This window comes from Psychroflexus sp. MBR-150, from assembly GCF_053628795.1.
Genome location: NZ_JBRJHB010000024.1, coordinates 1 through 26,445 on the forward strand (window position 1 = coordinate 1; position 26,445 = coordinate 26,445).

General features: G+C 33.4%; 23 protein-coding genes, 3 tRNA genes and 1 pseudogene. 15 read left to right on the forward strand and 12 right to left on the reverse strand.

What is annotated here, in order from left to right; translation table 11 throughout:
* Positions 1 to 250 precede the first annotated feature (250 nt).
* A complete protein-coding gene (gene aspS / locus ACSSV5_RS10920) occupies positions 251 to 2,008 on the forward strand; it encodes an aspartate--tRNA ligase (protein WP_454245897.1) in 1,758 nt (585 codons plus the stop codon).
* Between the two features lie 127 nt (positions 2,009 to 2,135).
* Here the strand turns inward: aspS and ACSSV5_RS10925 are convergent, their stop codons facing one another.
* A complete protein-coding gene (locus tag ACSSV5_RS10925) occupies positions 2,136 to 2,663 on the reverse strand; it encodes a shikimate kinase (protein WP_211064752.1) in 528 nt (175 codons plus the stop codon).
* Between the two features lie 129 nt (positions 2,664 to 2,792).
* On the opposite strand from ACSSV5_RS10925, the gene ACSSV5_RS10930 reads away from it, so the two are divergent.
* From ACSSV5_RS10930 to ACSSV5_RS10945, 4 genes are all read left to right on the forward strand, one after another.
* A tRNA-Lys gene (locus ACSSV5_RS10930) sits at positions 2,793 to 2,865 on the forward strand.
* Positions 2,866 to 3,036: 171 nt separating this feature from the next.
* Positions 3,037 to 3,109, forward strand: a tRNA-Lys gene (locus tag ACSSV5_RS10935).
* A gap of 244 nt (positions 3,110 to 3,353) precedes the next feature.
* A tRNA-Leu gene (locus tag ACSSV5_RS10940) sits at positions 3,354 to 3,437 on the forward strand.
* A gap of 64 nt (positions 3,438 to 3,501) precedes the next feature.
* Positions 3,502 to 4,275 carry a class I SAM-dependent methyltransferase gene (locus tag ACSSV5_RS10945; protein ID WP_454245898.1) on the forward strand — a complete coding sequence of 258 codons (774 nt, stop codon included), beginning with the start codon at positions 3,502 to 3,504 and terminating at the stop codon, positions 4,273 to 4,275.
* Here ACSSV5_RS10945 and ACSSV5_RS10950 read toward each other — a convergent pair.
* Together ACSSV5_RS10950 and trhO are read right to left on the reverse strand one after the other, a co-directional pair.
* Positions 4,272 to 5,294 carry a threonine aldolase family protein gene (locus tag ACSSV5_RS10950; RefSeq protein WP_211064754.1) on the reverse strand — a complete coding sequence of 341 codons (1,023 nt, stop codon included), beginning with the start codon at positions 5,292 to 5,294 and terminating at the stop codon, positions 4,272 to 4,274. The genes ACSSV5_RS10945 and ACSSV5_RS10950 overlap by 4 nt on opposite strands.
* A gap of 244 nt (positions 5,295 to 5,538) precedes the next feature.
* A complete protein-coding gene (gene trhO, locus ACSSV5_RS10955) occupies positions 5,539 to 6,570 on the reverse strand; it encodes an oxygen-dependent tRNA uridine(34) hydroxylase TrhO (RefSeq protein WP_454245899.1) in 1,032 nt (343 codons plus the stop codon).
* Between the two features lie 99 nt (positions 6,571 to 6,669).
* On the opposite strand from trhO, the gene ACSSV5_RS10960 reads away from it, so the two are divergent.
* Positions 6,670 to 7,182, forward strand: a complete 513-nt coding sequence (locus ACSSV5_RS10960) for a DUF456 domain-containing protein (RefSeq protein WP_454245900.1) — start codon at positions 6,670 to 6,672, stop codon at positions 7,180 to 7,182.
* Here the strand turns inward: ACSSV5_RS10960 and ACSSV5_RS10965 are convergent.
* Positions 7,179 to 8,810: an ABC-F family ATP-binding cassette domain-containing protein gene (locus ACSSV5_RS10965; protein WP_454245901.1), complete on the reverse strand. Its 1,632-nt coding sequence runs from the start codon at positions 8,808 to 8,810 to the stop codon at positions 7,179 to 7,181. The two genes, ACSSV5_RS10960 and ACSSV5_RS10965, sit on opposite strands and share 4 nt — an antisense overlap.
* A gap of 130 nt (positions 8,811 to 8,940) precedes the next feature.
* Here ACSSV5_RS10965 and ACSSV5_RS10970 point away from each other — a divergent pair, with 130 nt between their 5' ends.
* Positions 8,941 to 10,353, forward strand: a complete 1,413-nt coding sequence (locus ACSSV5_RS10970) for a TlpA family protein disulfide reductase (RefSeq protein WP_454245902.1) — start codon at positions 8,941 to 8,943, stop codon at positions 10,351 to 10,353.
* Between the two features lie 9 nt (positions 10,354 to 10,362).
* Here ACSSV5_RS10970 and ACSSV5_RS10975 read toward each other — a convergent pair whose 3' ends face one another.
* From ACSSV5_RS10975 to ACSSV5_RS10990, 4 genes and pseudogenes are all read right to left on the reverse strand, one after another.
* Complete coding sequence (locus ACSSV5_RS10975) at positions 10,363 to 10,776, reverse strand: hypothetical protein (protein ID WP_454245903.1); 414 nt, start codon at positions 10,774 to 10,776, stop codon at positions 10,363 to 10,365.
* A gap of 30 nt (positions 10,777 to 10,806) precedes the next feature.
* The gene (polA, locus tag ACSSV5_RS10980; RefSeq protein ID WP_454245904.1) at positions 10,807 to 13,635 is read right to left on the reverse strand and encodes a DNA polymerase I; all 2,829 of its coding nucleotides are present in this window, start codon (positions 13,633 to 13,635) and stop codon (positions 10,807 to 10,809) included.
* Positions 13,636 to 13,658: 23 nt separating this feature from the next.
* The gene (locus ACSSV5_RS10985) at positions 13,659 to 13,826 is read right to left on the reverse strand and encodes a hypothetical protein (RefSeq protein WP_211064761.1); all 168 of its coding nucleotides are present in this window, start codon (positions 13,824 to 13,826) and stop codon (positions 13,659 to 13,661) included.
* A 379-nt stretch (positions 13,827 to 14,205) separates the two neighbouring features.
* Positions 14,206 to 14,529: pseudogene (locus ACSSV5_RS10990) on the reverse strand (DUF6364 family protein); the annotation flags it as partial.
* Positions 14,530 to 14,650: 121 nt separating this feature from the next.
* Between ACSSV5_RS10990 and ACSSV5_RS10995 the strand changes: the two are divergent.
* The 3 genes from ACSSV5_RS10995 (at position 14,651) to ACSSV5_RS11005 (ending at position 17,917) form a co-directional block, all read left to right on the forward strand.
* Positions 14,651 to 15,703 (forward strand): o-succinylbenzoate synthase, encoded by a 1,053-nt coding sequence (locus ACSSV5_RS10995; protein WP_454245905.1) that lies wholly within the window; start codon positions 14,651 to 14,653, stop codon positions 15,701 to 15,703.
* A 31-nt stretch (positions 15,704 to 15,734) separates the two neighbouring features.
* Entirely contained in the window at positions 15,735 to 16,694 is a 960-nt protein-coding gene (locus ACSSV5_RS11000; RefSeq protein WP_454245906.1) for a CPBP family intramembrane glutamic endopeptidase, read from the forward strand.
* Between the two features lie 125 nt (positions 16,695 to 16,819).
* Complete coding sequence (locus tag ACSSV5_RS11005) at positions 16,820 to 17,917, forward strand: AMP-binding protein (RefSeq protein ID WP_454245907.1); 1,098 nt, start codon at positions 16,820 to 16,822, stop codon at positions 17,915 to 17,917.
* 30 nt (positions 17,918 to 17,947) lie between these two features.
* Here ACSSV5_RS11005 and ACSSV5_RS11010 read toward each other — a convergent pair whose 3' ends face one another.
* Entirely contained in the window at positions 17,948 to 19,585 is a 1,638-nt protein-coding gene (locus ACSSV5_RS11010; RefSeq protein WP_454245908.1) for a M1 family metallopeptidase, read from the reverse strand.
* 32 nt (positions 19,586 to 19,617) lie between these two features.
* On the opposite strand from ACSSV5_RS11010, the gene ACSSV5_RS11015 reads away from it, so the two are divergent.
* Both ACSSV5_RS11015 and lepA read left to right on the forward strand, forming a co-directional pair.
* Positions 19,618 to 19,914, forward strand: coding sequence for a carboxypeptidase-like regulatory domain-containing protein (locus ACSSV5_RS11015; RefSeq protein WP_211064766.1), 297 nt, complete (start codon positions 19,618 to 19,620; stop codon positions 19,912 to 19,914).
* A gap of 157 nt (positions 19,915 to 20,071) precedes the next feature.
* Positions 20,072 to 21,868, forward strand: coding sequence for a translation elongation factor 4 (gene lepA, locus ACSSV5_RS11020; protein WP_454245909.1), 1,797 nt, complete (start codon positions 20,072 to 20,074; stop codon positions 21,866 to 21,868).
* On the opposite strand, the gene ACSSV5_RS11025 is transcribed toward lepA, so the two are convergent.
* The 3 genes from ACSSV5_RS11025 to ACSSV5_RS11035 form a co-directional block, all read right to left on the reverse strand.
* On the reverse strand, positions 21,865 to 22,434 hold the full coding sequence (locus tag ACSSV5_RS11025; RefSeq protein WP_454245910.1) for a YceI family protein: 570 nt from the start codon (positions 22,432 to 22,434) through the stop codon (positions 21,865 to 21,867). The genes lepA and ACSSV5_RS11025 overlap by 4 nt on opposite strands.
* Positions 22,435 to 22,504: 70 nt before the next feature.
* Complete coding sequence (locus ACSSV5_RS11030; RefSeq protein WP_454245911.1) at positions 22,505 to 23,770, reverse strand: hypothetical protein; 1,266 nt, start codon at positions 23,768 to 23,770, stop codon at positions 22,505 to 22,507.
* Between the two features lie 11 nt (positions 23,771 to 23,781).
* Positions 23,782 to 24,342 carry a YceI family protein gene (locus tag ACSSV5_RS11035; protein WP_454245912.1) on the reverse strand — a complete coding sequence of 187 codons (561 nt, stop codon included), beginning with the start codon at positions 24,340 to 24,342 and terminating at the stop codon, positions 23,782 to 23,784.
* 390 nt (positions 24,343 to 24,732) lie between these two features.
* On the opposite strand from ACSSV5_RS11035, the gene ACSSV5_RS11040 reads away from it, so the two are divergent.
* Genes ACSSV5_RS11040 through ACSSV5_RS11050 form a run of 3 tightly spaced genes read left to right on the forward strand, consistent with a single transcriptional unit; the run spans position 24,733 to position 26,445 of the window.
* Complete coding sequence (locus tag ACSSV5_RS11040) at positions 24,733 to 24,894, forward strand: hypothetical protein (RefSeq protein WP_454245913.1); 162 nt, start codon at positions 24,733 to 24,735, stop codon at positions 24,892 to 24,894.
* A gap of 58 nt (positions 24,895 to 24,952) precedes the next feature.
* The gene (locus ACSSV5_RS11045; RefSeq protein WP_211064771.1) at positions 24,953 to 25,567 is read left to right on the forward strand and encodes an HAD family hydrolase; all 615 of its coding nucleotides are present in this window, start codon (positions 24,953 to 24,955) and stop codon (positions 25,565 to 25,567) included.
* Complete coding sequence (locus tag ACSSV5_RS11050; protein WP_211064772.1) at positions 25,564 to 26,445, forward strand: EamA family transporter; 882 nt, start codon at positions 25,564 to 25,566, stop codon at positions 26,443 to 26,445. Before ACSSV5_RS11045 ends, ACSSV5_RS11050 begins: the two co-directional genes overlap by 4 nt.

Genomic DNA, 26,445 nt, shown 5'->3' on the forward strand with positions numbered 1-26,445 from the left:
GGAGGTTCTATTTTTAAAATACTAAAGCTACACAGTGAAATTAGGCGATACAAAAGATTTTTTTAGTAATTTAGATTTTTATCGGACAACAATGATTAAAAATATATAAAAATACATTTTCACCCTCTCAATATGTTGTTTATAAAACTATTCTTTTTTTTTCTAAATGGGTAAGGTATAATTTATGCTTAATAGGTTTTAATTCTCTCATCTTCCTTATTTTTGCAAAAGTTTTAAAAAATCAATCCAAATGTATAGAACGCATAACAACGGCGAATTAAATATCAATCACCTTAACCAAAAGGTCAAACTTTCGGGTTGGGTTCAGAAAATTAGAGACAAAGGTTTTATCGTTTGGGTAGATTTGAGAGACCGCTACGGCATCACGCAATTGGTTTTTGATACTGAAAGAACGCCAAAATCTATTCTTGATAAAGCCACTGAATTGTCGCGTGAATGTGTGATTCAAATTGAAGGTCAAGTTATTGAACGCGAATCGAAAAATAAAGACATTTCAACTGGTGAAATCGAGATTTTAGTTCAAGATTTAGTGGTTTTAAACACCTCTAAATTGCCACCATTTACCATAGAAGACAAAACCGATGGCGGTGAAGAGTTGCGTATGAAATATCGCTATCTCGACATCAGACGAAATCCCGTCAAACAAAAATTGATTTTTAGAAGTCAAGTCAGTATGGCGGTAAGAAATTATTTAGCACAACAAGACTTTATAGAAGTGGAAACTCCGTATTTAATTAAATCTACTCCTGAAGGCGCGAGAGATTTTGTGGTGCCAAGCCGTATGAACCAAGGACAGTTTTATGCCCTACCGCAATCGCCCCAAACTTTTAAACAATTGCTGATGGTTGGTGGTTTAGAAAAGTATTTTCAAATCGTAAAGTGCTTTCGCGATGAAGATTTAAGAGCAGATAGACAGCCTGAATTTACACAAATAGACTGCGAAATGTCTTTTGTTACACAAGAAGATATTCTCAATACATTTGAAGGTTTGACCAAACATCTCATCAAAACTACACATGGCATTACAGTTGAAAACTTCCCACGGCTAACTTATGATGAAGCTATGTCAACCTATGGTAATGACAAGCCAGACATCAGATTTGGAATGAAATTTGGTGAACTCAACGCGATAGCTCAACACAAAGATTTTAAAATTTTTAACGAAGCAGAATTGGTTGTTGGCATAGCTATTCCCGGTGGGGCAAGCTATTCCAGAAAAGAGATTGACAAACTCATCGATTGGGTCAAACGCCCTCAAGTTGGGGCAAAGGGAATGGTTTATGTCAAATGTAATGAAGACGGTAGTTTTAAATCATCAGTTGATAAATTTTATGATAATGACGATTTTAAACAATGGGCTGAAAAAACCAATGCTCAACCTGGAGATTTGATAGCGGTTTTATCTGGAGATATCAACCCAACACGCACTCAACTCAGTGCTTTACGCATGGAAATGGGTAATCGATTAGGCCTGAGAAAACCTGATGAATTTGCTCCGCTTTGGGTTGTTGATTTTCCGCTATTAGAATGGGATGAAGATACTCAAGCTTATCACGCGATGCACCATCCGTTTACTTCGCCTAAAGCAGAAGATGTAGAATTACTGGAAACATCTCCAGGCGAAGTTCACGCCAATGCTTATGATTTGGTCTTAAATGGTAATGAAATTGGTGGTGGCTCTATAAGAATTCACGATAAAAACTTGCAAAGCAAAATGTTTAACGTGCTTGGTTTTACCAAAGAAGAAGCTCAAAAACAATTTGGGTTTTTAATGGATGCTTTTGAATACGGCGCACCTCCACACGGTGGCATTGCTTTTGGCCTTGACCGTTTAGTCGCTATTCTTGGCGGACAGGAAAGTATTAGAGATTTTATTGCTTTTCCAAAAAACAATATGGGCCGAGATGTGATGATTGATGCCCCAGCAACCTTGGATCAAGAACAATTGAAAGAATTAGGCATAGAATTGAATAAGAGTAAAAAATAATTGACTTGATAAATCAAAGTGGTTATGGCTGATTTGTATAGTTGATTTATTTGAAACATTAAGACTTAATAAAAACAAAGATGACCATAATAATGATTTAAATAAATACGGCTAAAAATTAAAATGATTACAGCTTTTTGAAAAAACTGCTCTTTAAAGTGTCAGCAATTTCTTTTACACTCATTTTTGAAACATCTAAAGTTTGCTTGGCTTGTCTATAAAAATACTCTCTTTCAAACAAATGCTTTCTAATAAAATCTTTAAGTTGATTTACATCATCAATCTGAGCAATTAAAGGTCTTTGCTGTCTTTGTTCAAAAAGTCTATAGGTTAAAGTCAGGAGGTCAACTTTCAGATAAATGCTAGTTATTTCTTTTTTTGCATTAATCATCTCCATATTATCTGCATAACAAGGTGTTCCTCCGCCAAGAGACACAACATCAAATTGATTTTGCTTTAAAATAGATTTCAGATATTGATGTTCAATTTTCCTAAAATAAATTTCGCCTTTTATATCAAAAATTCTTTTAATACTTAAACGCTCTTTTTTTTCGATATAAGCATCTAAGTCACAATATTCTAACTTATATTTCTCACTCAAATAACGACCAACTGAAGATTTGCCACAACCCATATAACCTAATAAAACAATCATTCTTTTCTATTTAGAATGACAAAATTAAAATTCCTTTAAAATAAAGAACCCTTAAACTTGATAAATAAATTATAGATAGTATATTTGCACCCTGAAAATTTTAAGGCTGTTATAAGTTTTTAAATTAAAGATCTGGTAGCTCAGTTGGTAGAGCATCTCCCTTTTAAGGAGAGGGTCATGGGTTCGAGCCCCATCCAGATCACATAGTGAGCTGGATGTGGTGAGAAGTTTATGCTGAGCAGTGCTGAAATATTTAAGTTGGATTTATCAAATGTTAAGATTGTTTTGAAAGGAGTTAAAGAGTTTTAAATTCAACTAATACTAATTAATTAGTTAACGTTCTCTGTTGTTATTATAAAATTTTATTTATTCAGATCTGGTAGCTCAGTTGGTAGAGCATCTCCCTTTTAAGGAGAGGGTCATGGGTTCGAGCCCCATCCAGATCACATAGTGAGCTGAATGGGGTGAGAAGTTTATGCTGAGCTTGTCGAAGTAAGCCCCATCCAGATCACATAGTGAGCTGGATGTGGTGAGAAGTTTATGCTGAGCTTTATCTCTGCTCAAGACAGGCTTGTGGAAACTTCACCAAGCATAAAGTATGTTATGAAGTGGAGACAAATTAGACTGAACAGTTATGTGCTAAACTCAATCCAATTTCATTAAGATTTCCAGTTATGTTTTAAATGTATTGCCCAGGTGCTGGAACTGGTAGACAGGCATGGTTGAGGGCCATGTGTCCGTTAGGGCGTGCGGGTTCGACTCCCGCTCTGGGCACTTTTAGGTTATGGTTACTTGCGGTTCATTTATAAATTTCATTTTTATTTGATATCTTTCTTTGATGAACACCGTTTTTAAATTTTTATTAAATCTATTTCCTAGAACTTTTCTGATTAAAATAAGTTTTTGTTTCAAACCCATATTAAAATACATTTATAAGGGATCAAAATATCAAGATCCAATTGATGGTTCTACTTTTAGAAAATTTTTATCCTACGGTTACCAAAAACAAAGACCCAATGTGCTTTCACCTTCTACTCTGTCTCTAGAACGACATCGGTTATTATGGTTGTTTCTAAAGCATGAAACTGATTTGTTTAGTAAACCTCAAAAATTACTTCACTTTGCTCCTGAACAAGCCTTTTATAAACGTTTTAAAAGTTTAAACAACTTAGATTATACAACAACTGACCTAAATTCGCCACTTGCAGATGTTAGAGCTGATATTTGTAACTTACCATTCGATGACGAAAGTTTTGATGTTGTGCTTTGTAATCATGTTTTGGAACACATTAAAGATGATACCAAAGCTATGACGGAGATTTATCGTATTCTTAAAAAAGGAGGTTGGGCCATTTTGCAAATTCCTCAGGACTTAAATAGAGAAAAAACTTTTGAGGATAACAGCATCACCGACCCCAAAGAGCGTAGTAAAATTTTTGGGCAATACGACCATGTGCGGATTTATGGTCTTGATTATTTTGACAAACTCAAATCTATTGGCTTTGAAGTTCATCCCATAGAATATACAAATTCTTTTTCTGAACAAGATAAAGATTATTATCGCTTAGCTCAACGTGAGATAATTCCTTATGTTATAAAGCCAAAAACTTAATTTTCAAATTTATTGAGTATTTCCAAAAACGCTTCATGCATTTCGTCTGAATAGTCTAAATGCGTAACAATACGCCACTTACCTTCACCCATATTACTAATTTTCACATTTTTTTCTGCTAAATACTTTTCAAAGTGTGAAGGCTTTATCTCATCGTTTAAATAAAATATAACAATATTGGTTTCTGTAGGCTCAACTTTTTTAATGTGATCTAATTTTTCTAATGTATTACTGATTTCCTTTGCTTTATCATGGTCAACCTGAAGTCTGTTGACATTATTTTTTAAGGCAAAAAGACCACAGCCCGCCATATATCCAATTTGACGCATACCACCACCAAGCACTTTTCTGACTCGCATAGCTTTTTGCATGAGTTTTTGTTTTCCAACTAAAACAGTTCCCATCGGTGCACCTAATCCTTTGGATAGACATATGCTGATGCTATCAAATATTTGACCTAAATCTCTTGGTGTATAATCTTGAGCAGTAAAAGCATTAAACACTCTTGCTCCATCTAAGTGCAAACCCAAATCCTGATCATCACAAACTGTTTTAATGGCTTTCATGGTTTCAAAATCATAACAAGCACCACCGCCTTTGTTGGTAGTATTTTCTAAGCAAACCAAACTCGTTAAAGGACTGTGATAAAAATCAGGTGGATTTATAGCATTCTTTACTTGTGTTGCTGTTATCATACCTTTGTCACCGTCAATCAACTTGCAAGAGACACCAGAATTAAATGATGCTCCACCACCTTCGTAATTATAAACATGTGCCCATTTATCACATATCAATTGTTCACCTGGTTGGGTATGTAGTTTTATTGCGGCTTGATTAGCCATACTTCCCGTTGGGAAATATAATGCCGAGTCCATTCCAAACAGGTCTGACACATATTTTTCTAAAGCATTTACCGTTGGATCTTCTTTATACACATCATCACCAACCGCACAACTCAACATAAAGTCAAGCATTTCTTTTGTTGGTTGGGTTACAGTATCACTTCTTAAATCTATCATACCACAATATTTAGGAGCTAAAATTTAATAACAAATGATTAGGCTAAAATAATTTGTTCTAACAAAGATATGAACTCTTGAGATGATATTATATTTATTGATGTTTTTAATCAACTTTCATCAATATGACATCAAATGTGCTGCATAAAAAAAATTAGGGTATGTAGCCGTCAGATTAATATCGTTTTCATGAATAGAATTTTTAAGGATTTATTTAAGACTTAAAGACTTTCTATTGCTTACGTTAAGCTTTAAATTTAAGCACAGGTGAACGACCTTTTTTAAAAATTTTATTGCTATTTTTTTTACCAGCTCTAAGTCGCTTTTGCTCTTCGTAAGGTAATTTTATAACATTTTGACAATTTTCAGAACAACAATTATCCATTTTTTGAGCACAAGCTTCACACTGTATAAATAAAAGATGACAGGCTTCATTAGCACAATTAACATGTGTATCACATGGCTCACCACATTGATGACAACGTGCTATAATTTTATTTGAAATTTGCTCACTCCTGCGGTGGTCAAACACAAAATTTTTACCTAAAAACTTATTATCAAGACCTTGTGCTTTTACTTGTCTCGCGTATTCAATAATTCCACCTTCTAATTGGTAAACTTGTTTAAATCCTTTGTGTTTATAGTAAGCACTGGCTTTTTCACAGCGAATTCCGCCTGTGCAATACATGACTAACTTTTTATTGTCTTTATAATCTTTCAGATCTTTTTCTATAATGTCTAAAGAATCTCTAAAAGTATCTACATCTGGTGTTATGGCATTTTTAAAATGACCTATTTCACTTTCGTAGTGATTACGCATATCAACCAAAACTGTATTTGGGTCTTCTATAAGCTGATTAAATTCCTCTGCATTTACGTGTTTACCTTTGTTGGTAACGTCAAAAGTTTTATCATTCAAGCCATCGGCTAAAATTTTTGGACGGACTTTGATTTTGAGTTTTAAAAATGATTTATTGTCTTGTTCAATGGCAATGTTTAGCCTGACATTTTTCAAAAAATAAATCTCATCTATAAACGTCTTAAACTCAATAAACTGTTTGGCTGGAATAGATAGTTGAGCATTTATGCCTTCATGTGCGACGTAGATTCTGCCAAGAACATCCATTGCATCCCAAGCCACAAATAAATGGTTCCTAAACAATTCGGGGTTGCCAATATGGGCGTATTTGTAAAAGGAAAGCGTAAGCCGTTCTTCTCCAGCTTGTTCAATTAGTGCTTCTCTTTCCTTTGCGCTTAAAGTGTTGTACAGTTGCATGCTATACGTGTTTTTGAGTTAAAAGAAATGAATGACAAAAGTAAATTAAAAAAATCAATTTAATTTAGTCATTTTTGTAAATCTAAATAATGCTTTAAAATGGTTCTTGAAATCTTATTATTATCATTAGGAATTTTATGTTGTCTATCTGGAATTATTGGTAGCATACTTCCTGTGTTGCCTGGTCCACCTATCAGTTGGTTGGGTTTGCTAATGTTTTATTTGATACCTGATGTTGCCATAGATTATTGGTTTTTGGGCATAACTTTGGGTATTGCGGTTTTTATTTTTGTTATGGATTATATTATCCCAATTGTTGGAACCAAATACTTTGGTGGAACACGAGCTGGGGCAATTGGATCAACTATTGGTCTTGTAGTAGGTTTGTTTTTTCCGCCTTTTGGCGTTTTGCTTGGACCATTTATCGGTGCTTTTTTAGGAGAAATATTGTTTAATATCAACAGCAATTCAAAGCATGCTTTCAAATCTGCATTAGGTTCTTTTGTTGGATTTTTGGCTTCAACATTTATGAAACTCTTGGTTTCAACAATTTATTTAGGTCTTTTTGTTTACAAGCTCATTGAGAATTGGAGTTTGATATTTTCAAGTTAAACCGTTTCAGCCAGCAACTTTTCTCTCTGGGTTTTTACGGTTGGGTCGCTCATATATTCTTCAAAAGTGGCATACTTATCAATCACACCGTTGGGTGTTAATTCAATCACACGATTAGCTACGGTTTGTGCAAATTGGTGGTCGTGAGTGGTAAAAATCACATTGCCTTTATAGTTGACCAACGCGTTATTGAAAGCTGTAATAGATTCTAAATCTAAGTGATTTGTAGGTTCATCAATAATCAAGACATTGGCACGAATCATCATCATTCGGCTGAGCATGCATCTTACCTTTTCGCCACCAGAAAGCACATCAGCAGTTTTTAAGGCTTCATCGCCGCTAAAAAGCATTTTACCTAAAAACCCTCTGATATAAACCTCTTCTCGCTCTTCATCTGTTTTTGCCCATTGTCTTAACCAATCCACCAAAGAAAGCTTATTGTCAAAAAATTCAGAATTATCGTTAGGTAAATAGCTCTGCGATGTGGTAATACCCCATTCAAAATTTCCAGATTTAGGCTCTTGCTTGCCATTGATGATTTCATAAAAAGCTGTAGTTGCTCTTGAATCTCGAGAATAAATAAAGGTTTTATCGCCTTTAGCCAAATTGATATTGATTTTACTGAACAGTATTTCTCCATCCAATTCAGCACTTAAATCATTAACGTTTAAAATTTGGTTACCTGCTTCGCGTTCGCGTTCAAAAATTATGGCTGGATATCTTCGGCTTGAAGGTTTAATGCTTTCAATATTTAATTTTTCTATCATCTTTTTACGTGAAGTGGCTTGTTTAGATTTAGCTACATTGGCACTAAAACGCTCTATGAATTGTTGTAATTCTTTTTTCTTTTCTTCAGCTTTTTTGTTTTGTTGTGCACGTTGACGAGCAGCAAGTTGCGAAGACTCATACCAAAACGTATAGTTGCCACTGTAGTGTGTGATTTTTCCAAAATCAATATCAGAAATATGTGTACACACCTCATCTAAAAAATGTCTGTCGTGAGAAACCACAATAACACAGTTGTCATAATTGGCCAGGAAATTTTCTAACCAGCTTATGGTTTCGTAATCCAAATCATTGGTTGGCTCGTCCATAATTAACACATCAGGATTGCCAAACAAAGCCTTTGCGAGCAACACTCTTACTTTTTGTGTACCGTCTAAATCTTTAACTTTATTGTAATGCAATTCTGGAGCAATACCAAGATTGGATAGCAAAGAGGCGGCATTACTTTCAGCATTCCAACCGTCCATTTCTTCAAATTCTACTTGTAAAACGCCGACGCGTTCGCCATCAGCTTCACTAAAATCTTCTTTGGCATAAATCTCATCCATTTCTTTTTTGATTTTATAAAGCGGTTGATTGCCCATCAAAACCGTTTCTAAAACAGGTGAATCATCATAAGCACTGTGGTCTTGCTCCAATACCGACATCCTTTTACCAGGTTCAAGACTGACATGACCTGAAGTAGGCTCCATTTGACCTGAAATGATTTTCAAAAAAGTAGATTTCCCTGCACCATTAGCACCGATAATGCCGTAACAATTCCCACTGGTAAATGTTGTGTTGACTTCATCAAAAAGCACGCGTTTGCCAAATTGAACCGATAAATTAGAAACTGAAAGCATAATTGAAAATTTTTGCAAAAGTATGAATATTCTGTTATTGTGTAAAGCAAATCATAAAGATATAAGCTTTTAACGATGACTTAACAACAGGCTAAAAATCATCACTCTATATTTGTTTTAAATACAGTGTATGAAAAGTGCAGTAATTTGTTTCATTAGTGTTTTATGCTTGGCTTGTTCACGAAACCAAAACGACTTAACCTATTTTGGCGGTGGCATTGTCAATCCAAAAGATGATTATGTTATACTGATGAAACAAAACGACATTATAGATAGTATTCCATTGGATAAAAATGGACACTTTTCAGCAAAATTAAATATTGACAAACCTGGGCTGTTTACTTTTAAGCATGCATTTGAGTATCAGTTGGTTTACATCGAACCCAAAGATAGTATAAAGTTAAGATTAAACACTTTAGATTTTGATGAATCCTTAGTTTTTGGGGGTTCAAGTGCAATAGAAAATAATTTTTTAATTGAAAACTATTTACTCAACGAAAAAAATTCTGAATTGATTTTTTCATATTATAAAATTTCGCCACAAGATTTCCAATACAAAACAGATTCGATAAGAACTTCAAGAGAAAACAAACTGCAACAAATAAAAGAAAAACATAATTTAAGTGAAGCTTTTGTGGACATCGCTCAAAAAAGCATTGACTTTGAATTTTATGATATGCGTGAACGCTATGCCTTTTTGATGAACAAATACAATCAAAAAAAAGCCAAAAACATCAATGCAGATTTTTACAGTTATAGAAACAAAATTGATTTAAAAGACGATAACATTCCTAATCTTTTTGGATACTTTAGATTTTTAGATAATTACTTAAAAAATTTATCAATCGAGATATGTCAAAAAGAACATTCTTACAAAGACTGTTTTGACTTAAACACTTACAATAATTTAGATCACAGAATAAACCTTGTAGATAGTTTAATCAAAAACAAACATTTAAGAAAACGGTTTTTAGAGCGTTTTATTCAAGAAGAAATTATTTATGCCCAAAACACAAAACACTTAAAACATACAACATCTCTGATAGACAAATTCAACTTTTCTGAAGTAGAGAAAAAACGTTTAAAATCGTTAGTTGATTTTCAAAGCTCAATGATTGTTGGTGCTAATTTAAACGATATAAAAATCAAGTCACAAGATTTTATAAATCACAAGTTAGAAGATGTAATAAAGAAAGACTTAAGTGTGATTTATTTTTGGTCTGTACAATCGCCAAGTCATCATAAATTAAGAATCAAAAAAATAAAAGAGCTGAAATTAAAATATCCAGAAATTCAATTCATCGGCATAAATATTGATTATAAATTTCCTGACGTATGGCTTGATGCTGTTAAAAACTACAACTATAATTCAAAAAATGAATTTATGATTATAGCTGAAGAGCATTCACCTTTTTATCGCAACTATCTCAACAAAGTTTTTTTTATCAGTAAAGATTGCGTCATTAAAAAAAGTGAAATTATTCTCTCAAATGTTGATTTTGATAAACACATTAAAGATTTCATTGCCACAAAAAATCTTTAGTTTCTTAACTCATTTCAATTTTACAAATCTCAAATACCGATTCCGCCCAAAAGTTATGAAGTATAAAAAATACAGTCCAAAAGGTAAAATGGCAAAAAAGTAAAATTGGTAAGTTAGACCTAATTCTTCATCGAAAGCATAATATAAAGCTGTGATTAACAAGACCATTGGAAAAAGCCAGTTTGAATACATAAAACTTGATAACTTTACTTCATAAGTTTCATTATCTTCAATTTCAAAATTTATATTTTCACTACTACACCAGTCAATTTTAGCTTGAAGTTTATGAGAACCTGGTTCAATTTCAATGACTTCAGTTTCACCATTACCAATTTTACCAATTTTTTTATCGTTTAAATAAAGGCGATAGTTTCTTGCTCCATTTGCCCATTCTTTTGCTCTTTTGATAACTAATTTCGGCATTGTTTTATTTTTTAGAATCAATCATTTTTTCTAATGTGCCTCCAACCAATTAGCTCCTACGCCAACCTCAACATCCAAAGGCACTTTTAGCTCATAAGCACTTTCCATTTCGGATTTAATCAGTGGTTGAAGTTCATCTAATTCAGACTTGTGGATATCAAAAATCAGTTCGTCATGAATTTGAAGTAACATCTTAGACTTATATTGACCTTCCTCTAACTTTTTGTGAATATTGATCATCGCGACTTTGATGATGTCTGCCGCACTGCCTTGAATTGGGGCGTTAACAGCGTTGCGTTCTGCACCACTGCGTACCATACGGTTTGAAGCATTGATATCTTTAAGGTAACGTCGTCTGCCCATTACGGTTTTGACATACTCATTTTCTCGTGCAAATTCAACTTGTTTATCTATATAATCTCTCAGCTTAGGATAGGTTTTATAATAGGTTTCAATCAACTCTTTAGACTCTGAACGGCTCAAATTGGTCTGATTGCTCAAGCCAAAAGCCGAAACACCGTAAATAATTCCAAAATTCACGGTTTTAGCTTGGCTTCGCTGCTCGCGGGTAACTTCATCAAGTTTGACATTAAATATTTTTGCAGCAGTTGATGCGTGAATATCTTCGCCATTCAGAAAAGCTTTTATCATTGTTTCTTCTTGGCTCAAGGCCGCAATAATCCGCAACTCTATTTGAGAATAGTCTGCTGCTAACAAAGTGTAATTATCATCTCTTGGCACAAAAGCCTTTCTAACCATTCGTCCACGCTCCGTTCTAATCGGGATGTTTTGAAGATTAGGATTAGTCGAACTCAAACGACCTGTTGCCGCCACGGTTTGCATAAATTCAGTATGAACACGACCTGTTTTCTTATGAATTTGTTTGGGCAGTGCATCAACATAGGTGTTTTTTAATTTTGTTAAACCACGCCAATCTAAAACATCTTGTACAATTTTATGCTCTTTGGCGTGATAAGACAACACATCTTCTGCCGTTGAGTATTGACCTGATTTTGTTTTCTTAGGTTTTTTGGAGATTTTTAGTTTTCCAAATAAAATTTCACCGAGTTGTTTTGGCGAACCAATATTAAATTCTTCGTCGGCTTGTTTGTAAATACTTTGTTCTAATTCTTTAATATCTTTATCTAATGACTTTGAAATATCTTTCAACACATTTTTATCTACCTTGATGCCTTCAATTTCCATATCAGCTAACACACGTACTAATGGAATTTCTAATTTATGAAATAAAGGTTCGTTGTGAGCTTCTTTGAGTTCTTCTTCAAAAAACTGTTTGAGTTGTAAAGTAATATCGGCATCTTCAACGGCGTATTCTGTGATTTTTTCGAGTTCTACATCACGCATTGAACCTTGGTTTTTACCTTTCTTACCTATTAAGTCTTCTATAGGTCTGGGAGAATAATTCAAGTAAGTTTCTGCCAAAACATCCATATTATGTCGCATATCAGGGTTGATGATATAATGTGCCAACATCGTGTCAAATAATTTACCCTTGACTTCTGTGCCGTGATTTTTTAGAACCTTTAAATCGTATTTTAAATTTTGACCAACTTTTTCAATCTTTTCATTTTCAAAAAATGCTTTAAGTTTTTCTAAGCGATTGTCTTTTTCGGTTTCGTCTTCTGGAATTGGGACATAAAATCCGGTGTGGCTTTGCCAAGAAAATGCAATACCAACCAATTTGGCATCTAAGGTGTTGAGACTTGTGGTTTCGGTATCAAAACAAACCGAATCTTGTTGGCACATTTTTTCAATCAAAAGATCAATCGCTTTGTCAGTATCTGCATATTGGTAATGGTGATCCGTATTGTCTAAGGATTGATAGCCTTGAAAATCTTCTGCTTTCACGTCTTTTTTATCCGTATCATTGCCAAACAACGAGTATTGACCTGAACCTGGCGTTTGTTTAACATCTTTGTCAGTTGAAGTTGTTTTGGGTTTTTCTTCAACACCTTCATTGAACATTTTTAAAAACTGCTCCGTCAATCGGCGAAATTCTAAACCTTTAAATATGTCGATAACTTTTTCAACATCGGGTTTGCTCAGCTCGTACTGTTCAGCATTAAATTGCACATCACAATCCGTAAAAATAGTCGCTAACTTTTTAGACATTCGTCCTTGCTCGGCGTGTTCTTCTACTTTTTCTTTCATTTTGCCTTTCAGTTGATCGGTGTTATCCAAAAGTGCTTCCATACTGCCAAATTGTTTGATAAACTTCTTGGCCGTCTTGTCGCCCACACCTGGCAAACCTGGAATGTTATCTGACGCATCGCCCATCATACCGAGATAGTCAATGACTTGTTCAGGTCGTTCAACGCCGAAGCGTTTTTGCACTTCGGGAATTCCCCAAATTTCAATCGCGTTGCCCATTCTGGCAGGACGATACATAAAAATATTTTCGCTGACCAATTGTCCAAAATCTTTATCGGGTGTAACCATATAGGTTTTGTAGTTTTCTTTTTCAGCTTGTTTAGCTAAGGTTCCTATGATATCATCAGCTTCCATTCCTGAAATTTCAACTATTGGAATGTGCATAGCCTTAAGAATATCCTTTATAATTGGTATAGATTGTCTGATGACATCTGGCGTCTCATCACGGTTGGCTTTATAATCTTCGTAAATCTCTTTGCGTTCTGCACTGCCATCTTTATCAAAACAAACGGCCAAATGATCTGGGTTTTCACGCTTAATCACGTCAAACAGGGAATTAGTAAACCCCATAATAGCTGAAGTATCTTGACCTTTAGAATTGATTCGTGGGTTTTTGATTAAAGCGTAATAACCTCTGAAAATTAAAGCATAAGCATCGAGAAGGAAAAGTCGTTTTTGATCAGGCATGTTTTTGATTTATAATTTTTGATTTATGAAATTTTATTGAGTATTTTTTTAACGGTTTTTGAGCTTGAAACAAAAATAGCGACTAACTCATTGGCTTCTTGGATTAATTTTTTGACTTCAAAATTTTTATCTAAAAGATGAAATCCATCATATATTTTGTTGTTTTGAAAATTTAAAAGCTTGATTGACAAAATATTAAATTTAAAATGTTTCAACATTAGGTAAAATTCAATATGTTTTAACATTGGGTGAAATTCAATATGTTTTAACATTGGGTGAAATTCAATATGTTTTAACATTGGGTGAAATTCAATATGTTTTAACATCGAGCGAAGTCGAGATGTGACTGGTTCTCAACTACGCTCAAACCTAAAACAAAAATAAAAATCGCCATTATGTTAAATAAAATCCATAGTCTTGACAAATAATAACTGTCATCTCCTTTATCATCACTATTATGTACATTTTTTATCCAAAACCACAATTAAAATCAGGAGTAAAAATACAAAAATGAAGTTAACTTAAAGTTGATAAATTCCTATAAAACTGACTTGAGTAAAATTAAAGTATTCAATTTTTTATTGACAAATATTCTTTTGCACTTAAAACAGGCAACCTTGAATTTTTAAAATCCTTTTTATTTCTTGTTATAATTATATCTATTTCATTTTCAATAGCTGTATAATATTGAAGAGCATCTTCAAAATCATTAAAACTCTCATCACTTAAAGCAAGTTCAGTAATTTTATCATTTAGCTCCAAAAGTACTACCATAGCTTTAAATTTTATCAGTTTTGATAAGCTTGTATTACTTTGTTTTGAGTATTTATTTGCCTTTTCAATAACATCCTCATTTAAACTTAATGTGAGTTTTTTATCCATAATTATATTTTTACGTGTAACTATATTATTTTTTCACGTAATCAAAAATAGTCTTTTAATAAATTTTCATTTAGATTTTTTTATGTCAGTTGTCATCTTAATTTGATATTTTTAAACTTTTTAAAATTCATATATGAGAGAAGCTTATTTCAAACCTTACAATCTAATTTTCAAACAAGCCAGTGGCACTTCTCGTGGCGTTTTAAGAGAGAAAAAAACTTATTTTTTAATTCTTGAAGACGGTCAAAACAAAGGCATCGGCGAATGCGGGCTTTTTAAAGGCTTGAGCTTCGACGACCGACCGGATTATGAAAACCAACTGCAATGGGTTTGTGAGCATATTGATTTAGGTTTAGATGAATTGCTAAAAAAAACCATTGACTTCCCCTCTATTCAGTTTGGCTTAGAAATGGCGTTTTTATCACTTGAAGCTGATGATGGTTTTGATTTATTCCCGTCAAAATTTACGCAAGGTCAAGACAAAATACCTATCAACGGTCTGATTTGGATGGGCGAAAAATCTTTTATGAAATCGCAGATTGAAGACAAAATCAAACAAGGTTTTCATTGTGTAAAACTCAAAATTGGTGCTATTGATTTTGAAGAAGAACTCAACTTACTAAAATACATTCGACAAGAGTTTTCAGCTAAAGATATCGAACTTCGAGTTGATGCCAACGGTGCTTTTGAACCGCATCAAGCCTTAGAAAAACTCAAACGCCTGAGTGAATATGAGTTGCATAGCATTGAACAGCCCATAAAACAAGGTCATTGGGAAGTTATGGCAAAGCTATGCGAAAAAACACCTTTAGATATTGCTCTGGACGAAGAATTAATTGGCATACAAGATGTAACAAAACGGCAAAACCTCTTACAAACTATACAGCCACAATATATCATTTTAAAACCCAGTTTGGTTGGCGGTTTTGAACATTGTAAAACGTGGATGAAAATAGCAGACCAACATCAAATTGGTTATTGGATAACCAGTGCTTTAGAAAGTAATGTCGGGCTTAATGCCATAGCACAGTTCACTTATAGCTTAGGCCTAAAACGTCCACAAGGCTTAGGTACAGGTAGTTTATTTACCAATAACATTAAAAGCCCTTTAGAAGTTAAAGGCGAATATTTAACATACAATCCCAACAAAAAATGGGACAATTTTAATGAAATTATAACCGTCTAATAGCTCGTAACTAAAGACAAAAAACTAAAAAATGAAAGGATTTATAGAGCAAGCGTATAAAGGCTACACCGATTGGTGGCGGTATCTTGTGGGATTTTTTATCATTTTTATCATTTGGCAACTCGGCTCAACTATTCAAGTGTTTTTTGTGTTTTTAAAACTGCTTAATGATGGCCTGTCTGCTGATGAAATCCTGATGAAACTCTCAGATGTTAGTGTTTTGATGGGCACATTAGAGTCAAATTTTAATTTTTTCCTCTTATTACTCGGGTTTGTATTTGGTTTTGCCGGTATTATTTTAGTCATCAAACTTTTGCATCATCTGAAACTAAAACAACTCATCACCTCGAGAGAAAAAATAGATTGGAATCGTATTGGATTGAGTTTTGGGGTGATTGCTGTGCTGATTTCAGGCTCGATTTTATTAGACTATCAACTATCACCAGAAGATTATCAATACAATTTTGAGCTCAATCGATTTTTAATTTTAGCTTTAATTGGCATTACAATGGTGCCTATTCAAACCACTTTTGAAGAACTGTTGTTTCGCGGCTATTTGCTACAAGGTTTTGGCAGTGTTTTTAAAAGTCGTGCTGTGGCTTTAATCTTAACTTCTGTTTTATTTGGTGGTCTGCACATTGCTAATCCTGAAGTTGCCAAATTGGGTTATCAAACTTTAATTGTTTATATCGGCACAGGATTTTTCTTAGGCATTATGACTTTAATGGATGAAGGATTAGAGTTGTCCATTGGATTCCACGCTGGCAACAATCTTTTAACCGCTTTACTTTTAACCGCTGATTGGACGGCTTTTCAAACCCATTCGGTTTTTAGGTATCTTGGCGAGCCCTCTTTGGTCAGCGATGTTTATATTCCTGTTTTGGTGTTCTATCCCGCTTTGATTTTGATGTATTCTAAGATTTACAAATGGAAAAACTGGAAACAAAAACTATTTGGAAAAGTAAAATACGAACCATCAAGTGAAGTTTAACCCAAATTTAATAAGGGATTTAAGATTTTGGTGAATTAGATATAAGATTTTTATTAAATTTACATTATGAAACTTTAAAATATCATAACACAAATAATTAATATTTTAGTCAACACATTAAAAATATGGCAAAGCATAAATTTGAAATTCATCCCAGCTTCAAATTAAATGGCACACACTTTTCAAGAATGCATCTGCATAAAGTTGCATACAGCTTTATCAAAGAAGGTCAACCTTTTGAAGAACGTGTAGGCAATTTCCTTTTAGATTGGCTAAATGAAGACTACGACGATATCAAAGTAAGGACTTCAGGCTCTACTGGCGAACCTAAAGAGTTTTTTATCGATAAGCAAAAAATGGTCAATTCAGCCTTAGCTACAGGTAAACATTTTAAGGTCAAAGAAGAAACCAAAGCCTTGATGTGTTTACCACCTAAACATATTGGTGGCATGATGATGTTAGTCCGTGCTATGACTTTGGGTTGGCATATCGATGTGGTTAAGCCAAGTTCAAACCCATTAGATCAGCTCTACAAAACGTATGATTTTTGTTCTATGACACCTTTTCAGCTCGACAATTCTTTAAATCGATTACATTTGATAAAAAAACTGATTGTTGGTGGTGGACATATTTCAGAAAACCTGAAACAAATGGTTCAAGGCATTCCAACCAAAGTTTACGAAACTTTTGGTATGACCGAAACCATCTCACATTTTGCCGCCAGAAAAGTCAACAGCAAAAAATCAAACATAAATGAACCAAAACCTTTTAAAACACTTCCTAATATCTCTGTAGCTTCAGATGAAAACGATAGACTGATCATAAAAGCACCAAAAATATTAGATGAACCTTTATTAACCAATGATATTGTTGAGATAGTAACTTATAAAAAATTCTATTGGAAAGGTCGAGCAGACAATGTTATCAATTCAGGTGGTATTAAAATTCATCCCGAAGAAGTCGAAAAAAAACTTCAAAAAATCATCACTCAACGTTTTTTTCTTAGTTCAATGCCAGATGACGCACTTGGCGAAAAAGTTGTTCTTTTTGTAGAACTACCATTTTCTGAGGAAGCCATTAGTGATTTAAGCAAAGCCATTGATAATATGTCAGAATTGACCAAATATGAAAAACCCAAGAAGATTTATTTAGTCGAAAAATTTGAAGAAACCCCAAATGGCAAAGTCAATAGAAAACGTACGGTTAGTGCTAAGATGAAATGATTTTAGATTTTAGATTTTAGAAAGGTTATTTTAGTCAACAAACTTGATATCAATATAAAATTGTTTTTCGTCAATTTCAACAACTTGATCAGGTTTGATTTTTAAAGTTTTCCAAGTTTCAGATTTAGGGTAAATCCATTTTGAAGTTTTGCCCATTATAAGTTTTACTGGCATATCAAAACCTTCTACATCAACATTCCATTTATACTGAATTTTATTTTTGGATTGATTGGATTTAAAAACCAATTCAGGAATATTTTTGTGATATAAATATTGTTTAAAAAACGCGGTCAAATCTTTATTAACTGATCGGTTAAAAAAATTGATGACTTCTTTAGTCGATGTTGTTTTGTAAGCAAATTCTTCGTTAAAATCTCTTAGCGTTTCCCACCATAATTCATCGTCATCTACAAGCGTTCTTAATGTATTGATAATATTACCACCTTTGGCATACATATCTGATGAGCCTTCAGAATTAACGCCATAATCACCTATTATTGGGCCATTATTACTTATTCTTTGTCGTTGACCAAAAAGATAATCTAATGCGGCTTGTTTGCCATATTGGCATTCTACAAAAATAGACTCGGCATAAGTCGTAAAACCTTCATGAATCCACAAATCTGCAATGTCTTTTGCTGTAATATTGTTGCCAAACCATTCGTGAGCCGATTCGTGGATGATGATGAAATCAAATTTAAGTCCATAGCCCGTACCAGATAAATCTCCACCGAGATAACCATTAAGATATTTGTTTCCATAAGCCACTGCACTTTGGTGTTCCATACCGAGATATGGCGTTTCCACCAATTTAAAACTGTCATTTTTAAAAGGATATTCACCTAATTTGTCATAAAAACAAGCCATCATAGGTTTCACTTGTTTGAAATGTTTTTTAGCTTTATCAAGATTTTCTCGCAGTACATAATAGTCTAAATCTAAATCTTGAAACTGGTCTGAAAAATGTACATAATCGCCAATATTTAAAGTGATGTTGTAATTGTTGATTGGATAAGTTACTTGCCAGTGGTAGGTTTTTAGATGATTATTTTTTTCTATTTCTCGGATTAATCTTCCATTTGAAACAGCCACCAAATCTTTTGGTACAGTGATATTAATTTCGGCTTCATCGGGCTCATCGCTTAAATGGTCTTTGTTGGGAAACCACAAGCTTGCACCCGTACCTTGCACGGCAACAGCTATCCACGGGTTACCGTTACTATCTTTATCAAATACAAATCCGCCGTCCCAAGGTGGTCTTTTGGCTATGATAGGTTTGCCGTGATAATAAAACGTTAATTGATGTTGCGAGCCTTTTTTTAATTCTTTTTCAAAATCAATAAAAACGGCATTGAATTCTCTTTTGTATTTCAGTTTTTTATGTTGAAAAACAATGGAATCTATTATCATATTTTCAAATAAATCCAATTGTATGATATCTTGATTGTCAAGCGCTTCAAAGTTGATTGTATTATAACCTGAAATTGATTTTGACTCTGGGTTGACGCTGATATTGAGATTGTATTTCAGCATATCAAAAGCAGTGCGTTCAGGTCTTAAACTACCACGTAGCGAATCTGCTCTTGTATAGTTTGATTTGTCAGATAACAATTGTGCGTAAGCAGAAAGCCCTATCAATAGGTTAAAAAAGATGATAATTGATTTCATAGCAATATATTTGAAAGTCTAAATTTAATAGAATGCGTTTAATTCAAATAAGTCTTTGCTGTTTTTTTCTGTTTTTAGCATCTTGTCAAGATACTAATTTAGTTAGTGGAAAAATTTATGACAATCAGAATCAGCCTTTAGACAGTGTAAAAGTACTAGTTAATGGCACAGATATTTACACATATTCAGATGAAAAAGGTGATTTTAAAATTAACACCAATGGTTTAGGTGATGAATTGTTGTTTGATAAATCGGGATATGAATTGAAGTTTGAAGAATTAAATGACAACTTATCAGATTTAAAAATTCTACTCAAGCAGAAGCAGTAAAAATTCAATAAAAATAAGATTGAGTGCTATTATAAATTTATCTTATCAGGCAATTATTCTTATAAATTTAAAGCTAAAATTTCAACAAATGATTTGCAAGATGTCTATCTTGTGGCATCACTAATTCTCTTATATTTGCAGCCAATTGCAATAGACTATGAAGCACATTAGAAATTTCTGTATTATCGCCCACATCGACCACGGCAAAAGCACCTTGGCCGACAGGCTTTTAGATTCTACAAACTCGGTAACAGCTCGTGAAAAACAAGAACAGTTACTTGATAATATGGACTTAGAACGCGAACGCGGCATTACTATAAAAAGTCACGCCATTCAAATGGTTTATACATACGAAGGACAAGAATATGTGCTCAACTTGATTGATACACCAGGTCACGTCGATTTTTCTTATGAAGTGTCGCGTTCTATCGCTGCTTGCGAAGGTGCTTTATTGGTTGTAGATGCGGCTCAAAGCATTCAAGCACAGACCATTTCTAATTTATATTTGGCCTTAGAAAATGATTTGGAAATTATTCCTGTGCTCAATAAAATTGATTTACCATCGGCCAATCCAGAAGAAGTAACCGATGATATTGTCGATTTAATTGGTTGTAGTCCAGACGAAATTATTCCAGCCAGTGCCAAAAATGGTATAGGCATCAAAGAAATATTAGAAGCTATAATCAAAAGAGTTCCAGCTCCAAAAGGCGATGAAAATGCACCGCTAAGAGCTTTGGTTTTTGACTCTGTTTATAACCCGTTTCGTGGTGTTGAAACTTACTTTAGAGTTTTTGATGGCAGTATTAAAAAAAACCAAAAGATAAAATTTGTGGCTACCAATAAAGCTTATAGCGCAGATGAAATTGGCACTTTAAAGTTAGTTCAATTTCCAAAAAATGAAATTAAAGCAGGCGATGTAGGCTATTTAATTACAGGTATTAAAGACGCCAAAGAAGTCAAAGTTGGTGATACTATAACCGATGCTGAAAATCCTACACAAAAAGCTGTTTCAGGTTTTGAAGATGTCAAACCTATGGTTTTTGCGGGCATCTATCCAGTTGATACCGAAGAATATGAAGACTTGAGAGCCGCTATGGAAAAGCTACAACTCAACGATGCCTCGCTGATCTTTACACCCGAAAGTTCAGCAGCACTTGGGTTCGGCTTTAGATGCGGATTTCTTGGAATGCTGCACCTTGAAATCATCCAAGAACGACTTGAACGCGAATTTGAAATGACGGTAATCACCACAGTGCCAAACGTTTCATATCACGCATACACTACTAAAAAACCAGATGAAGCCATCATCGTAAGTAATCCGTCAGATTTGCCTGAGCCATCTACATTAGATCATGTTGAAGAACCTTACATCAAAGCCAGTATCATCACCAAAGCTGATTTTGTTGGACCCGTAATGTCGCTATGTATTGAAAAACGCGGAGAAATCACTAATCAAACCTATCTCACTACAGAACGCGTAGAATTAACGTTTGATATGCCGTTAGCAGAAATTGTATTTGACTTTTACGACCGATTGAAAACCGTCTCTAAAGGTTATGCATCATTTGACTACTCACCTATTGGCATGCGGACTTCAAAATTAGTCAAAGTTGATGTTTTGCTCAATGGAAATATTGTTGATGCTTTATCTGCACTCATTCATTTTGATAATGCTTACGATATTGGAAAGAAAATGTGTTTAAAACTAAAAGAACTGATTCCGAGGCAACAATTCGACATTCCTATTCAGGCGGCAATTGGTGCAAAAATCATTGCTCGTGAAACCGTAAAAGCTTTAAGAAAAGACGTTACAGCCAAATGTTATGGCGGTGATATTTCAAGAAAAAGAAAACTATTAGAAAAGCAGAAAAAAGGGAAAAAACGTATGCGTGCCGTCGGAAATGTAGAAATACCACAAGAAGCCTTTATGGCAGTATTGAAGTTGAATGATTAAATTTTCTCTATTTCAAAATAAACATCAAACTCAATGGTAATGGTTTCATCAACTTTAACTAATCCAAGCATTTTAGTTGGCGGTTTCAGGTCGAAGTCACAAATATTTAAATCTAAAGATCCTTTGTAAGATCCATTTTGTGAAGCGTTTACAGTAAATTTATATTGCTTTTGGTGTCCAGAGATTGAAATGTTTGAAGTTATAGAAATACAATCTTTTTCTGGCATAATACTAAGCACTTGAATTTTGATGTTTTCATATTTATCAGCATTTAAAAGCGATTTAAAATCTCTATTCATACCTTTATTACCACAGTCAAATGCTTTTGTATTTAATAAAAGCTCAGTATCTTTTAATTTAATTTGATTATCGTCTAAGCTGTAATTTATAATATCGTTAGACAAGTTTATGACATTTTCATATTCACAAATAAATTTATTAACATTTGATGATCCATGAATTGCAATTTTGCTATTTTTTAGAATATTAACTTTTACAGACTTGTAAGATGAAGAGTATAATACAAGGGCAACAAATATAAACTGTAAATAAACTAAAGATTTCATGATATTGATATTTATTTAAAAGGGTTTGCTTAAATAATTAAGCAAACCCAATATAATTAAAACTCAAATTTTAGAAACTTATTACAGCCTCAAGCATAATTCCGTCAAACTCAGCATCGCCAAATATACTTGTAGGGTCAAAATCATTGTAGTTTTGATCAACATATTCTATCTTAGCGAGGATATTTTTGGTCATAAACCATCCTGCACCAAGTTGAAGTCTGTCAACACTAACATCTAAATTACCAGGTTGTTCGCCATCAACATAGCTGTAACGAGTGCCTAAGTAAAAATTATTAGTTTTACCAAATCTGTAAATCAACTCACCAGCAAAGTGATTGTAAGTTCTATCTGAAGTTTCACCAAAATTTCTACCATTAGAATTTTCATAAATTCCAAAGAATTCAAAATCTTTGTAATTTAAAAAGGTATTAAACATAATTGAAGTCACTTCAGTTGCAAATTGAGGATTGACACGTCCAGATCTGAAATTAGATTGTGTGCTTGCACCAACTTCTTCGACAACTAAATAGTATCTTGAGCCAGCTCTATCACCGTCGTATAAAAAGTTTTTAGATGATTTTGCAGTATGATACACAGATCCTGTAGCTCTAAATCTAAAATCTTCAGTGATTTGGTCATCGTAACCGAATTTTGCTAAAAATACAGGATCAGTATCTGTTTTTTCTACATCTTGGTTAAGTTTTCCGTTGGTGATACCAAGCATACCTATCCATCCATCTCGTCTATAATAAGCTTCAAAGCCAACTTCTGTTATAAATGCATCCATTAAGTAATTACCTATAAACGGATTATATATAGTGGAAGCATTATCACTTCTTCTAAAGTGAGCATCACCATAGTTGATTTCCATGTGCCCAATTTTAAATGTTAGGTATTGCATCCAATCTTCTAAGAAACCTTCTTCTATAAAATCCAGTTTATCTACTTGAAAGTAACCACCTTTAACATAAGGTTCTGGGTGGTGTCTAGAAGATAAATAAGTTCTAAGGTGCATTCTAACACCGTCATAAAGTTCAACATCAAGATCTAAATTTGCAGTAGCCAAGTTAAAGTTATCTCCAATTTCAATAAGTTCTACATTACCATTATTAGAGTGGTTAATAGCTTGAAATTGTAGTGTAGAAGCTCCGCCAATTCTTACGTGTACATCTTCAAAAGTGGTTGCAGTGTCTTTAGGAGCCTCAAAGGTTTGAATTCCTCTTTTGTCTGGAAATCTATAGTTGTCAAGGTCTCTTTTTTGTTTTTGACCTAAAACGCTATGCGAAATCATTATGCTTAAAATTAAAAACAGGCTTATTCTCATCGTTTTCATGATATTAAATTTTATTGGTTTCTATATATTAAATTAACTTTTACAATAACTGTTTCTCCAGTTTTAATAGAGCCAAATAAAGCTGTTGGTGGCTCTACACCATAATCAACCATATTTATAGTATATTCAGCTTTAATGGTTTTGTTGCCTTCAGTTCCGGTAAATTGTATTGGAATAGACACATTTTCTGTATGTCCCGCAATACTTAACTTGCCTAAAGCCACATCGTTATTATCTTTTTTTTCTAGTTTATCTAGTTTAAAAAAGATATTGGGATGTTCTTCTTCTTTAAGGGCTTCATAAGTATTTTTATTCATGCTTTTTTTGCCACTTTCTAATCCTTTTACAGGGATGTTTAAACTTAAACTTTTGATGTTTTGGTTTTCATCGAGAAGCATTTTGCCTTCAAGGGTATTAACTTCTATTGTCCAATCATGCAAATTTGAAGTTCCATCAACCAAAATTTCACTGGCTTCTTTATCAATCTCATAATTAGATTGTGCTTCAGCATAAAAGAAACCTAAAAAAAATAGGCTTAAAAGGATTATCCTTGGTGTTTTGTAAGTTTTCATATTGACTTTTTTTTTGATTTAACTTTCACTTTATTCTCACTACAAATATCAGCATAGAATTAGCCTTAAATTATGACTAATGTCATATCGAAGCATAATTATCAGAATCTTTATTTTTTCGAAGATAATAAAAAGTTTTATTTTATTGATTTACTGTTTGTTATGTTTTTTTTAATTTACTGTTTCTAAATGCTACATTTAATAACATCAATTTGAATGAATAATATCGTTAATAAAAAAGATGAGGATAATAAGACTTCTTTATAAAGAAAAAAATATCTACAAAAAGCCTTTAAAGCTTAGGATGAATGTGTTAAAATTTATTCCAATGACTTATAGGGAAGAAATTGAAATCATAGAAAATGGATAAATCCATTCACAATCGAATATATGCAAACCATAGTCCACGGTTTAAACCGTGGGCTATGGAAAAGCCAATACACAAACCTAAGCGTTTCAACGGTTTTAAATAGTTGGATTGGAGCCATTCTATTTATAACAAATCCGAAATCTATAACTTTAAATGCTGACTTTCTGAGAAACCCTACTTAAAATCTTTATACCTTTGTGGTTTGGTGTCCTATAGAATAGTGCAACAAAAACCAATCAAATGAAACCCATCAAAAACATCCTTTTCGATTTTGGCGATGTCTTCCTCAATCTTGATAAGTCAGCCACACAACAACATCTTCAAAATTTTGGCATTTCTGAATTTGACCACGAAACTATTGCCGTCAACAAAAAATACGAAAAAGGCTTAGTGTCAACCGAAGCGTTTATTCAATTTTACACCCAAAAATTTCAATCATTAACCAAAGAGAATTTCACTAAAGCGTGGAACAGCATCCTCAAAGATTTTCCGCAACACCGATTAGATTTTCTCAAATCGCTTAAATCACAAAATCAATACCGTTTATTTTTATTGAGCAACACCAACGCCCTTCATATTGAATGGGTTAAAAACAATGTTTTATTTTATAAAGATTTTAAATCCTGTTTTGAAGGATTTTATCTTTCTCACGAAATTCATCTCAGAAAACCAGACGCGTCGGTGTTTGAATTTATTCTTAAACAACAGCATCTAAAAACCGATGAAACCCTATTTATTGATGACACTAAATCACATATAGAAACTGCAAATTGCTTAAATTTGCAAACTTGGCATCTCAGTCCAAAAACCGATGATGTTACTCAACTTTTTGAACAAAAACACCTGAACCTGTGATAGAACTTATCTTTAGCGTCATTTCATCAACCTTGATTTACGTGGCGTTCAAATTTTTCTCAAAATTTAATATCAATACTTTAAATGCACTTATTGTTAATTATTTTACAGCCTTTATTCTCGGTTTTAGTATTCAAAGCACATCCATAAAACTAACCGAAATACATCATTTTGAATGGTTTTGGCCAGCCGCATTTCTCGGCACATTTTTTATTTTGATTTTTTATCTCATGGTAATGACTACTCAAAAACACGGTATGTCCGTGGTGTCCGTTGCCAGTAAAATGAGTTTGAGCATTACAGTTATTTTTGTGATTTTATACTATGGCGAAAGTTTATCTATACTCAAAATTTCGGGCATCATCTTGGCATTAGTTTCAGTATATTTGGTATCAGCCAAAACCAAAGACGGTTTAAAAGTTAACAAATCGGCTTTGATTTTACCCTTTGCCGTTTTTATAGGTAGCGGTATCATCGAGTCCAGTTTAAAAGTCTTGCAAAACGATTTTGTGCCATCTATTGAAACACCAGTATTTTCTGCTTCAATATTTCTATTTGCGGCTTTAATGGGAATCGTCATATTCGGCATTAGATATTTTAAACATAAAATTTCATTTAAAACTAAAGACCTCATCGGTGGAATAGCACTTGGCGTACCTAACTATTTTTCTATTTATTTTATCATCCAAGCCTTGCGAAATCTTAATCTGGACAGTTCCCTTGTGTTTGTTATCAACAATGTTTCTATCGTAGTGTTATCGACCATTGTTGGCATTTTACTCTTTAAAGAACACTTGTTCAGAAAAAACAAAATCGGTATTGGTTTAGCCCTGTTGAGTATAATTTTAGTAGCTTTGGCTAACTACAATTTAAACTAA

Coding starts and splice junctions, on each gene's coding strand:
- aspS (WP_454245897.1), top strand. CDS start 251: ATGTATAGAACGCATAACAACGGCGAATTAAATATCAATCACCTTAAC.
- ACSSV5_RS10925 (WP_211064752.1), bottom strand. CDS start 2,663: ATGATTGTTTTATTAGGTTATATGGGTTGTGGCAAATCTTCAGTTGGT.
- ACSSV5_RS10945 (WP_454245898.1), top strand. CDS start 3,502: ATGAACACCGTTTTTAAATTTTTATTAAATCTATTTCCTAGAACTTTT.
- ACSSV5_RS10950 (WP_211064754.1), bottom strand. CDS start 5,294: ATGATAGATTTAAGAAGTGATACTGTAACCCAACCAACAAAAGAAATG.
- trhO (WP_454245899.1), bottom strand. CDS start 6,570: ATGCAACTGTACAACACTTTAAGCGCAAAGGAAAGAGAAGCACTAATT.
- ACSSV5_RS10960 (WP_454245900.1), top strand. CDS start 6,670: ATGGTTCTTGAAATCTTATTATTATCATTAGGAATTTTATGTTGTCTA.
- ACSSV5_RS10965 (WP_454245901.1), bottom strand. CDS start 8,810: ATGCTTTCAGTTTCTAATTTATCGGTTCAATTTGGCAAACGCGTGCTT.
- ACSSV5_RS10970 (WP_454245902.1), top strand. CDS start 8,941: ATGAAAAGTGCAGTAATTTGTTTCATTAGTGTTTTATGCTTGGCTTGT.
- ACSSV5_RS10975 (WP_454245903.1), bottom strand. CDS start 10,776: ATGCCGAAATTAGTTATCAAAAGAGCAAAAGAATGGGCAAATGGAGCA.
- polA (WP_454245904.1), bottom strand. CDS start 13,635: ATGCCTGATCAAAAACGACTTTTCCTTCTCGATGCTTATGCTTTAATT.
- ACSSV5_RS10995 (WP_454245905.1), top strand. CDS start 14,651: ATGAGAGAAGCTTATTTCAAACCTTACAATCTAATTTTCAAACAAGCC.
- ACSSV5_RS11000 (WP_454245906.1), top strand. CDS start 15,735: ATGAAAGGATTTATAGAGCAAGCGTATAAAGGCTACACCGATTGGTGG.
- ACSSV5_RS11005 (WP_454245907.1), top strand. CDS start 16,820: ATGGCAAAGCATAAATTTGAAATTCATCCCAGCTTCAAATTAAATGGC.
- ACSSV5_RS11010 (WP_454245908.1), bottom strand. CDS start 19,585: ATGAAATCAATTATCATCTTTTTTAACCTATTGATAGGGCTTTCTGCT.
- ACSSV5_RS11015 (WP_211064766.1), top strand. CDS start 19,618: ATGCGTTTAATTCAAATAAGTCTTTGCTGTTTTTTTCTGTTTTTAGCA.
- lepA (WP_454245909.1), top strand. CDS start 20,072: ATGAAGCACATTAGAAATTTCTGTATTATCGCCCACATCGACCACGGC.
- ACSSV5_RS11025 (WP_454245910.1), bottom strand. CDS start 22,434: ATGAAATCTTTAGTTTATTTACAGTTTATATTTGTTGCCCTTGTATTA.
- ACSSV5_RS11030 (WP_454245911.1), bottom strand. CDS start 23,770: ATGAAAACGATGAGAATAAGCCTGTTTTTAATTTTAAGCATAATGATT.
- ACSSV5_RS11035 (WP_454245912.1), bottom strand. CDS start 24,342: ATGAAAACTTACAAAACACCAAGGATAATCCTTTTAAGCCTATTTTTT.
- ACSSV5_RS11040 (WP_454245913.1), top strand. CDS start 24,733: ATGCAAACCATAGTCCACGGTTTAAACCGTGGGCTATGGAAAAGCCAA.
- ACSSV5_RS11045 (WP_211064771.1), top strand. CDS start 24,953: ATGAAACCCATCAAAAACATCCTTTTCGATTTTGGCGATGTCTTCCTC.